This window comes from Kaistella pullorum (assembly GCF_014837035.1).
Classification (GTDB): Bacteria; Bacteroidota; Bacteroidia; order Flavobacteriales; family Weeksellaceae; genus Kaistella; species Kaistella rhinocerotis.
In genome coordinates this window covers 893,966-901,105 of sequence record NZ_JACSPS010000002.1, presented here as the reverse complement: position 1 = coordinate 901,105, position 7,140 = coordinate 893,966, and the positions used below count along the sequence as shown (strand labels likewise).

The window sequence follows — 7,140 nt, the reverse complement described above, 5'->3', positions numbered from 1 at the left end:
CCCCCCCCCCCCCCCCCCCCCCCCCCCCCCCCCCCCCCCCCCCCCCCCCCCCCCCCCCCCCCCCCCCCCCCCCCCCGACCGGTAAAAGATGGGGAGCCGAAGACCGGCCCGAAAACAAAGAGAGAGTAAAATGAAATTTTACTCTCTCTTGGTTGCAGGGACACGCCCAAAAAATGCTTTTACAGCCAACCCATTTCCTGCATCCACTCGTCATTGTAGATTTTTCCTACATAACGTGAGCCGTGGTCGTGCAGCAAAACAACTACCACGTCGTCTTTCGTGAACTGGTCTTTCATCTGAACCAGCGCTGCGATGGCGCTACCAGCCGAATATCCGCAGAAAATGCCCTCTTCTTTAGCCAGTTTTCTTGCGTAGATAGCACCGTCTTTGTCGGTCACCTTTTCGAAGTGATCAATCACGGTCATATCGTAGTTTTCAGGGATGATATCTTCGCCAATACCCTCTGTCACGTAAGTGTATGCGTGATCGTAATGCAGCTCGCCGGTCTCGTGAAACTCTTTAAGAATTGATCCGTAAGTATCTACACCGATGATTTTTATGTTCGGATTTTTCTCTTTGAAAAACGTTCCGCAGCCCGTTACCGTGCCACCCGTTCCGGCGCCGGCCACAAAATGCGTCAGTTTTCCCTCGGTTTGCTCCCAAAGCTCGGGCGCTGTCTGTTCATAATGCGCCTGACGGTTCGAGAGATTATCGTACTGATTCACGTACCAGCCGTTTTCGGTTTCCGCGGCCAGACGCTTTGAAACCGAGTAATAAGAACGCGGATCCGTAGGTTTTACGTCGGTAGGGCAGACAATAACTTCTGCGCCAACAGCGCGTAAAATATCACATTTTTCTTTAGATTGCTTTGAGTTGGTCACGAAGATACATTTGTAACCTTTCACGATCGCGGCCAACGCCAATCCCATACCGGTATTGCCGGAAGTCCCTTCAATAATGGTTCCGCCGGGTTTCAGACGCCCGTCTTTTTCGGCATCTTCCACCATTTTCACGGCCATGCGGTCTTTCACCGAGTTTCCGGGGTTGAAAGTCTCAACTTTCGCCAAAACCAGCGCCGGAAAATCATCGCCCAGCACTTTGTTAAGTTTCACAAGCGGCGTGTTTCCGATGGTTTCAAGTATATTTTGCGAATATTTCATATGATTTTTTTATTCATTTTCAGGAGCCACAAAAGTACGCATTCTCAGACATTTGGTACGCGCTTTACGCTGCAATCTTTTTTGCCTACTTCGGATGCCTCAGCCGTCAAAAAAGGATTTCCGCTGCAATCGCGGCTAGAGGCGAGGGTAGCGCGCTTTCCGAATGGCGCTGTTTAGGTGTATTTAAGCGATTTCACAGGCGAAATCTTGCTGATGAGATAACTCGGCAGTATTAACGCAATCCCGGATACAACAAGGATTCCCAATGAGATTGCCAAGATATGCACGGCATTCAGTTCCACCGGAACTACGCTGATATAGTAGTTCTCAGGATTCAGTGTGATGATGCCGAAATATTTCTGGATGAGCAGGAAACCGAGCCCGATAACATTCCCGAAAATTAAGCCGGGTACCATGATCAGCAATGTATAATTAATGAATATGGTGCGGATTTGCCCGTTTGTTGCGCCTAAAGTTTTAAGTAACCCGATAGATTTCGTCCGCTCGATAATTAGAATCAGCAGAACCATTACGATGTTGATAATTACTACGATAAGCATAATGCTGATAATCAGTGCGATATTAGTGTCGAAAATCGCGATGAAATCCATGATTTGCGGATATTCATCGGTCGCTTTTACGGTATAATTCCTGTAACCAACGAGCCTGTCGATTTTCGGTGCGTCTTCGTCAATGTAATTGATGTTTTTAAGGAAAACGTCGATGCCGCCTACGTCATTTTTTTCCATTCCCTGGATTCGGCGCGCATGATTGATATCGCCGATGATGAAGAGATCGTCAATCATCTTGATATCGGTTTTGTAGATTCCTACCACTTCAAACTTCCGGTAGAGCGGGCTTTGGTTACCTTTTGAAAATACGGCCACGATGCTGTCTTTCACGTTCAGATGCATGTCCTGCGCAATTTTCTGCGAGATGGTAATGCCGCTGTTGAAACCGTCTTCTGAGATTTTGGGCGTTTGACCGGCAACTAGGAATTTTTTGAACCTTTCAGCGTCGAAGTCCTTGCCAACACCTTTAAAAATAATTCCGGCGAAATTATGCTCATTCCGCATGATACCGCTTACAGCAACGTAATTTTGGGTGCCCGCGACATCCGGAATTTCATTTATTTCCTTAATTTTTAAACCTTCTTTCTCCAGAACAGAGGAATTATAAGAATTGTTCGACTGCTTGGACTTTATCGAAATATGACCGGAAAAGTCCGCCATCCTTTCCTTGATCGCCCGTTTAGAACCGACTCCGGTAGAGACTGTGACCAGTGAAACGATTACGCCAAGTGCCACGGAAAGCCGACCAATAAAGACAATAACCCGTGAGAGATTATTTTTGTTATCTTTGGAAAAAGCTATTTTTTTTGAAAAATATAACGGAAACTTCAAGCGATGGTTTTAAGGTTCAAAATTAAAGATTTACTTCTGACTGTGCTAATTTATTTTGGACTTGCCCAAACTGGATTTGCTCAAAATACCGATAAACACTGCTTCAAGACCGGTGCAGACCGGCCGGAGCTCTATCTTCCTCAACTTCGGAACAAAAACATTGCCGTTGTAACGAACCAAACCGGCCGTCTGGCAGACGGAACTTTCCTCATTGATTTTCTGGTGAAAAACAATGTTAAGATAAAGTCGATTTTTGCGCCTGAACATGGTTTCCGCGGTGATGCCGACGCCGGCGAACACGTAAAGAACGGCACCGACAGCAAAACCGGAATTCCGGTAATTTCATTGTACGGCAGCAATAAAAAACCTACACCGGCGCAACTCAAAGATGTTGATCTTGTATTATTTGATATTCAGGATGTTGGCGTAAGATTCTACACTTATATTTCTACACTTACTTATTTGATGGAAGCTGCCGCCGAAAACGGCGTAGAAGTAATGGTGCTAGACCGCCCAAACCCGCACGATGGGTACATTGACGGTCCCATTTTAAAAGATAAATGGAAAAGTTTTGTCGGAATGCACCCTGTGCCTGTTGTTTATGGACTTACAATCGGTGAGTATGGACTCATGGTGAACGGCGAAAAGTGGCTTCAGAACGGTGTTGAGGCCAAATATACTTTAATTCCGATGTTAGGCTATCACAAGACGCAGCGCTACCAAATTTCGGATAAACCATCGCCAAACCTACCGAATGATCTCTCAATCAATCTGTATCCAAGTCTTTGTTTTTTCGAAGGCACGCAGGTTTCGGTCGGCCGCGGCACAGATTTGCCGTTTCAGATTTACGGCAGTCCGTGGACGAAAAACTTACCTTACCGCTTTACTCCAAAGCCGAATTTTGGTGCGAAAGATCCGTTTCTGAACGGCAAATTATGTTTCGGCGAAGATTTGTCTAATGAAAAGCGCGACCTGAGAGAATTAAATTTAAGCTGGCTTTTGAAAGCGTATAAAAATTACAAAAATCCTGCACAGGATTTCTTCCTTAAAAATCTGTTTTTTGACAAACTCGCCGGCAGCGACGAATTGCGAAAACAGGTAATCGCAGGAAAGACGGAAGAAGAGATCAGAGATTCGTGGAAAAAAGATCTTGAAGATTACCAGAAAATCCGCAGCAAATATATCATTTATACAGACTGAGCGGTACTATAGTTCGCTTCCGAATCCTTCTAAAAACTCGCCTTTACCTGCATGGATCCGATATGGATCGTGCGTTCATTGCTGCTCCGACCCTCGTAATTTACGTTGAGCTGAATGAAAGAATTGATGCTTTGCTGCAGGAACACGGACCAAACCTGATTTTTTCCCGGTTTCAGACCATCGAGCATTTGGTTTCCGACAATCGAAAAACTGTTGCCCGTGAAATCATTATTAATAAATGAGAAGTTGCCGCGAACCGAGGTCTTCTTATGGTCCCACTGCAAACTTCCGGTAATGTCGTAGGTTTTCAGAAGTTCTTCACCGTCCGTTCTTTGCTTTTGGCGGAGCGCAGACGAAAGTTCTGCCTGCAGCGTCGTTGTGAGTTTGTATGTGGCTTTCGGCTTGGTCTCAAAATTATTTAAAATGTAGTCGCGCGTTTTGAACATTTGCGACGAATTTTCAATGTAATGAAGCCCGTTTTCCCAGTCGAGACGGAAATCTTTATTAAACCAATATCCCACATTTAAAAGGTGTGAATTCTGGCCACGCTCTTCATTGCTGAAATTGGCGTTGATCAGATTTTGGTTGTCTATAAAACGGTAGTTTCCATTCCAGCCAGATTTGTCCGTCGGATTAAACTGTAGCGAAACTAAAACATTCTGGTTTTTTAAGATCTGGTCCGCGTTTCGTTCAAATGGATTTAGAACCAAAACTTTATCCCGTTTAAAAAAGGAGTTTTGAGAGTTGAGCGAAAGATTGACATTCCAGCGTTTCAAAAACTGATTATTTGAATTAAAAACGACAGAAGGATTCACGAAAAGTGCAAGTTGAAATTTGTTTTTGTTAGAAGGGAGATAATTTACTGTATTGGTATAAATGCGGATATATTGGGCTAAATCGGCATATTCTGCCGTTTCAAATTCGTCGATTTGCTGCACGCCGTCACCGTTATAATCTGTCCATTTGTAGATTCCCTGGCCGTCGGTCACTTTGATGTACTGAAATTCGCGTTGTGCTTCCTGGCCGTTTCCAAGCTCGTAGAAAGCCTGCAGACGCATTCCGTTCCGAAAAAGCTGCTGGTTGTAAAGTATGTTGCCCACCACAAAATCTTCATTGAATGTAGCACTCATATCGCGATTCTGAAAGAAGAATTTTCGGTAATGAGCCAAAGCGTTAAGCGTGGTTTTTTCAGTTTTGATGATTTGACTTTCTGCTATAAAGCCTAAGATCTGCTTGATGTTTTGCAATCTGTTATCACGAACGGAGTCGTTGTCGCGGAAGTACATCCGTGCAAGCAGACGCGTACGTGCGGAATCGCTGATTTTTTTCTGAACAAAAACTTCTTTCCAGCTAAAACTCGTAACATCGAGTTGGTTTGTTTCGTTGAATTTCTTCACATTGTGCTCCAAGCTTGCGCCAACGGCCCAGCTACCGTTCGGACGTAAAATTTCCGAGATTATCCCACCACGCACAAAACGGGTGTTTTGAAAATCCTGTTGCGTGTCGAGGTACGAAAAGTTGCCTTTTGTGGTAAATTTCTCCCGGATCCAGCCAAAATCAAGGTCATTTTTTATACCGGTATAAAAATCTTGCTCATCAAGATAATTAAGACGGTAATTAAGGTAAGAGCGCTCTTTCCACTGGTTTAAGAAGCTGAAAATAAATCGGTTCTGCGTCCGCTGATTAAATTCCTGTGTCAGGTTGAAATCCCGCGCAAATTCTACATCATTTATTCGGTCCAGGACATGGAAACGCGAACTGATCCGCTGATACTCGAAATGTGGAGTTCCTTTCCAGTCCTTATACATATAGGTTTGACGCCCGAAAATTCTCGCTGCATAACCTGTGTTTTCATTGCTGTCCTTTGAAGAAAAGAGGTTGGGATCGAAATTGCTAAGTGACACGTCCGCGCCAATCTTTCCGCCGCGCAGTAGATATTCGGTATTTGCCGAAAAAACCTGCGTTTTCTGTGGTGCAGGTAATTTCCGGACAGCGCGGTATTCGCCCATGTTTTCGCCTACAAACTCAAAGACACGGCCATTGTTGGTGCTTTGCTTCAGGCGGTAATCGCCAAGGTTTTGCCCGAAGTAAGTAAATGCTACGGTGTAAAGTGTGTCCGCGCTGTCCGTCGAAAATTCATAGAAAAATCCGCCGGCAAATTCCGTTCGTTTGTAAAGAATCTTGTTTACATCAAATTCTGAGATGGTTCCGGATGGCGCGTACATCAATCCGGGATTATTGCCTGCATTCACGAGTATTTGTTGGTCTTCTTTGCTTAGATTTAAGGCTAAAGGCGCGTTCTTATTGTCACTTTCAGTGAACCAGCTGAAACCGGTTTTTAGCCTTTCGCGCTCGTGGCGTAGATTTCCTGTAACTAAAAAGCGGGTGTAGTTGCGGTTGGTATAATTATACGAAACCGTAATAAAATTCTGACGTAAAATCGCGCGGAAGCTCGTAAAAGTAAGTTCGCCGGTGTTATAATTAATGATATAATCCTGGTTTTCGCCGCGCTTCATCAAAATTCCGTCGATGTAAACCTGTTCAGAACCTGAAATGATGGTGATAAACTGTTCGCCGTTTTTACCTGTGAGACGGTACGGACCCTGATTTCCTTCGATTCCCTGAAACCTTATCCTGTGAAACTCGCTGCGCGCCACGCCACCGGAAACATCAATCGTGGTGAGATTATTCTTTCCGAAAGCGGTTTGGAACTGAAGTCCCATGCTGCGTCTCTGGAACCGTCCGAAGTAGGTGTGCTCATCTGCGAGGTCTAGATGTCCGGCCCGCAGGATGGATTTGTCGCGGATGTTGAGTTGCATGTAGATTTTATCGAATTCTTCCAGCGTCTGCGTATAACCGTCAGCCTGAATTGGAAGGTTGTGGTCAGAAATCGAAGCCAAAATGGAGACATCAGGCGATAGTTTCCCGGAAATTTGCATATCCATCGAACTTTGTACACTCTGCCCCTGGTTGTTACCAAACGTGATTCCCCGGACGATCGAACCTTTGCTTTGAAGATCTCCTAAAACACCTGAACGCGACGGTTTTGCAAGAATTCCCTCATCAACAATGACCTGGTTTTGCAGTCTGATGAAATCCAGGGTGTCGCGGGTGAAAAAATCGGTTTCGATCCTCGCGCTAAGTATTGAATCTTTCTTGGCTGAATCGGATGGGACATTTGGATTTTCCCAACTGAAAATCTGCGCATCGGTCCACAGGACTGCGAAAATTAAAGAAAGGGAAAAAAACGATTTTTTAAGCAATGCGATAAGCTACAGGCTGTAAAAATAACGAAAAAGTAGATTTAAAATTATTGTAGCTGTTAATGGTTAATTAACCTATAAATTATGATTATACTAAAAAAGGCCGTATTTTTG

General features: G+C 44.6%; 4 protein-coding genes. 1 reads left to right on the top strand and 3 read right to left on the bottom strand.

The features are described 5' to 3' along the window. Positions 1 to 179: 179 nt before the first annotated feature. Positions 180 to 1,160: a PLP-dependent cysteine synthase family protein gene (locus H9628_RS08550; protein ID WP_251833706.1), complete on the bottom strand. Its 981-nt coding sequence runs from the start codon at positions 1,158 to 1,160 to the stop codon at positions 180 to 182. Positions 1,161 to 1,333: 173 nt separating this feature from the next. Next, positions 1,334 to 2,563, bottom strand: a complete 1,230-nt coding sequence (locus H9628_RS08545; protein WP_251833705.1) for an ABC transporter permease — start codon at positions 2,561 to 2,563, stop codon at positions 1,334 to 1,336. A 3-nt stretch (positions 2,564 to 2,566) separates the two neighbouring features. Between H9628_RS08545 and H9628_RS08540 the strand changes: the two genes are divergently transcribed. Further along, positions 2,567 to 3,763, top strand: a complete 1,197-nt coding sequence (locus H9628_RS08540; protein WP_251833704.1) for an exo-beta-N-acetylmuramidase NamZ family protein — start codon at positions 2,567 to 2,569, stop codon at positions 3,761 to 3,763. A 29-nt stretch (positions 3,764 to 3,792) separates the two neighbouring features. Here the strand turns inward: H9628_RS08540 and H9628_RS08535 are convergent, their stop codons facing one another. Continuing rightward, positions 3,793 to 7,026, bottom strand: coding sequence for a hypothetical protein (locus H9628_RS08535; RefSeq protein WP_251833703.1), 3,234 nt, complete (start codon positions 7,024 to 7,026; stop codon positions 3,793 to 3,795). Positions 7,027 to 7,140 lie beyond the last annotated feature (114 nt).